The organism is Pseudomonas frederiksbergensis (assembly GCF_017114915.1).
GTDB classification, from domain to species: Bacteria; Pseudomonadota; Gammaproteobacteria; order Pseudomonadales; family Pseudomonadaceae; genus Aquipseudomonas; species Aquipseudomonas frederiksbergensis_I.
Genome location: NZ_JAAUOE010000097.1, coordinates 1 through 2,445, shown reverse-complemented (window position 1 = coordinate 2,445; position 2,445 = coordinate 1). Strand labels below are relative to the sequence as shown.

The following is a 2,445-nucleotide window of genomic DNA, read 5'->3' as shown; positions in this document are numbered from 1 at the left end:
TGGGTTGATCCGCTGGGGTTGAGTGATTGTCCGGGGGCGGATGGGTGTGGGAAGCCGTCGTTTGGGGATGAAGATCCGGCGGGTAAGGCTAGGGTTGATGAAGGGGAGCCAAAACTTCCATTCCCGGAAAGCGTCGACTGGACACCACATGGTTACAAACACAGCCCGTCAAAAAACATGACCTGGAAAGAAACGATAAACTCAACCAAATCAGGCCCCGCCAAGTACATGCAAGGAATCAGCATTGAGCAGATGGAACGAGAAGCTTATGAAAGTGGCGTCCCCGCAACCAATGGCAAACCTTGGAAAATCAAAGAGTACGAGACCGTCATCGGTGCAAGCGAAGGAAAACCAAGTCGCTGGATACGTATAGAACTAAGCGCCAGAACAATTCACGGACATCCGATTTCGGAGAGCGAATTTAGGAGACTGAGGAAGTGATTGACCTCACATTCATCAAAGGAAAAATCGTTTACGATGATCTTTCCCCTCTGAAAAATATTGATCCTGTCGATCAAATCGACTTGCTTAAAGAAGACATGCTGCAAGTGGAGTATGCGGGTGCATTTTTATTAGATATCGGCTGGTATCCCTCGTTCGACATTACAGGCTCATTTCAAATTAGAGCTATCAAAGACTTTGACTGGGGTGCGCCGCTCTTTTTTGCAAAGGCCAAAACCACTCAGCTACTAATAAAGGAAATGATGGCTGCGCAAAATGCCATCAATAAGGATCAATAAACCAATAGTTATCTGTTCGCCAGGATCTGCTCGGATATTGCTCCGAAAGCCACGATGGGCATCATAGAGCCTCTGCGGTCAGACGAATTCACAAAGTTACCATCGTATTGATAAAAGATCTCGTTGGTCATCACGGTGCTTTTAATACCTTGGATGAAGTGATGGAATCCGCTGATAGCGTAGGGCATGACAGATTGATGAGGCCGAGAAGATGAAGAATAAAGATCTAGAGTGTTTAATTAACGATTTTTTGAATCAGGTCGACAGAGCTACAAGCTTGCTTGAGGAGAAATTTGGTAGAAGGTGTATTCTTAGGCTTTGGCGAGCAAATGAGATTCCACAGCGAGGTAGAATTACAGGCAGTATTAATTACGAATTGCATGGTGTCGGTTGTAGGGTGGAATTTCCGGAGGTTTGCATTGACTTTGATTATGGACCCGATGAAAGGGTTGATGGGTTTGATGTGTGGAGACTTTACATGTATGCAAGTGAGGTTCCAGGTCTACATCCTAAGTATAAGAGTCAAAGCGTATTAGAGACCGATTTCGATGAGTATATTAAGCTTGGGAAGGTTGAAAGGGCGTGCGGTTCTATGTCGAGGTTGTACTTCAAAAATAAGGCTCGATGGTGAATTTTTTGGGGTTATGTTTTTTTGAAGATACAAATTTAATGTGTGATGTGGCAAAGGGGGTTGCGGGCGGGATAAATAAATCTGTTCTCTTTATCGGATCAATTAGGGCGCAGTAGCCAGTGGTTATACGGCGGAAAAACTAATCTGTGAATGACTAAAAAATACGAAGTGTTAGTGGTCGAAATCGACGAAGTCGTCGAGGAGGCGGTTGTGTTGCTTGTCAACGGTGTGATTGTTAAATGCTTTGCGAGCTACTGTCCTTTCAAAATTGAAGTGGGAAAACAATATGAAGTGGAATTCGACCTGGTCTTACCCGATCATGATTTTGTTGTCGTGGCACAAGAAGCGAGTGCGCCAGTCGAGATGATCGGCGGCGGGTTTTCGTGCGTTCTTTATGGGTATTTGGATGGAAGTGTTTTCCGATCCTTTGTTGATTTTCCGGATCAAGAGATTCACTACGAATTTCCATATCTCAATGAGAAGTACGTAAAGGTAACGGTGGGTCGGATTGATGTGGCCTTCTGATGAGGTGAAAAATTTCTGAAATAATATATCCGTTCCCTTTATGAACTAAAGCGACGGACTCTCAGCGCATTGATTGCAAGTACTACAGGCTAGGCGTTGTTTAAATCTCTCGGGATAACTGCGAAATTGCTGGGCAAGGTCTTCGGACGTTTCCTTCAAGTTGTGGCGGTTTTCGTGAACTGGTGGACGATGGGGTATAGGGATAGTCTTTCGCTGTCACCGCGGAAGTGGTGGCAGGGTGTAGGAGCCCTCTCTCATGGTGCAACAGCTTTGTCGTCTGATTGCGGCGCTTAATTCGTGCCCGTAAGATCGTTCGCGGCGGCTGTGCGCGGGACACGCTTCGGCGTGGCCGAGGTTCATGAGTGCTCGGTACTCCTACTCCTGCGCATGGCTGCCACCCAAACCTGTAGGAGGGTGCGTTGGCAGCTCATATTCATACTCATGGAAATTGCAAATGACGACGCTAACCCCAGATCCTCCCTACGAAAAAATAGTTCCTCATCCCGAAAACCGCTTCATGGCCCTCACCGGCAACTGCACCGACATGCC

4 protein-coding genes are annotated in these 2,445 nt (G+C 46.5%); all 4 read left to right on the top strand.

What is annotated here, in order from left to right; translation table 11 throughout:
* The coding region (locus HCU66_RS26855) for a hypothetical protein (protein WP_205891373.1) at nucleotides 1–441 on the top strand (441 nt) is incomplete at its 5' end.
* The gene (locus tag HCU66_RS26850) at nucleotides 438–740 is read left to right on the top strand and encodes a hypothetical protein (RefSeq protein WP_205891372.1); all 303 of its coding nucleotides are present in this window, start codon (nucleotides 438–440) and stop codon (nucleotides 738–740) included. The genes HCU66_RS26855 and HCU66_RS26850, both read left to right, overlap by 4 nt.
* A 211-nt stretch (nucleotides 741–951) precedes the next feature.
* Nucleotides 952–1,371: a DUF6896 domain-containing protein gene (locus HCU66_RS27645; protein ID WP_420908080.1), complete on the top strand. Its 420-nt coding sequence runs from the start codon at nucleotides 952–954 to the stop codon at nucleotides 1,369–1,371.
* Between the two features lie 150 nt (nucleotides 1,372–1,521).
* A complete protein-coding gene (locus tag HCU66_RS26845) occupies nucleotides 1,522–1,896 on the top strand; it encodes a hypothetical protein (RefSeq protein WP_205891371.1) in 375 nt (124 codons plus the stop codon).
* Nucleotides 1,897–2,445: the final 549 nt, after the last annotated feature.

What these genes read in the sequence shown, in the direction of transcription:
- HCU66_RS27645 (WP_420908080.1), top strand. Translation starts at nt 952, where the DNA reads ATGAAGAATAAAGATCTAGAGTGTTTAATTAACGATTTTTTGAATCAG.
- HCU66_RS26845 (WP_205891371.1), top strand. Translation starts at nt 1,522, where the DNA reads ATGACTAAAAAATACGAAGTGTTAGTGGTCGAAATCGACGAAGTCGTC.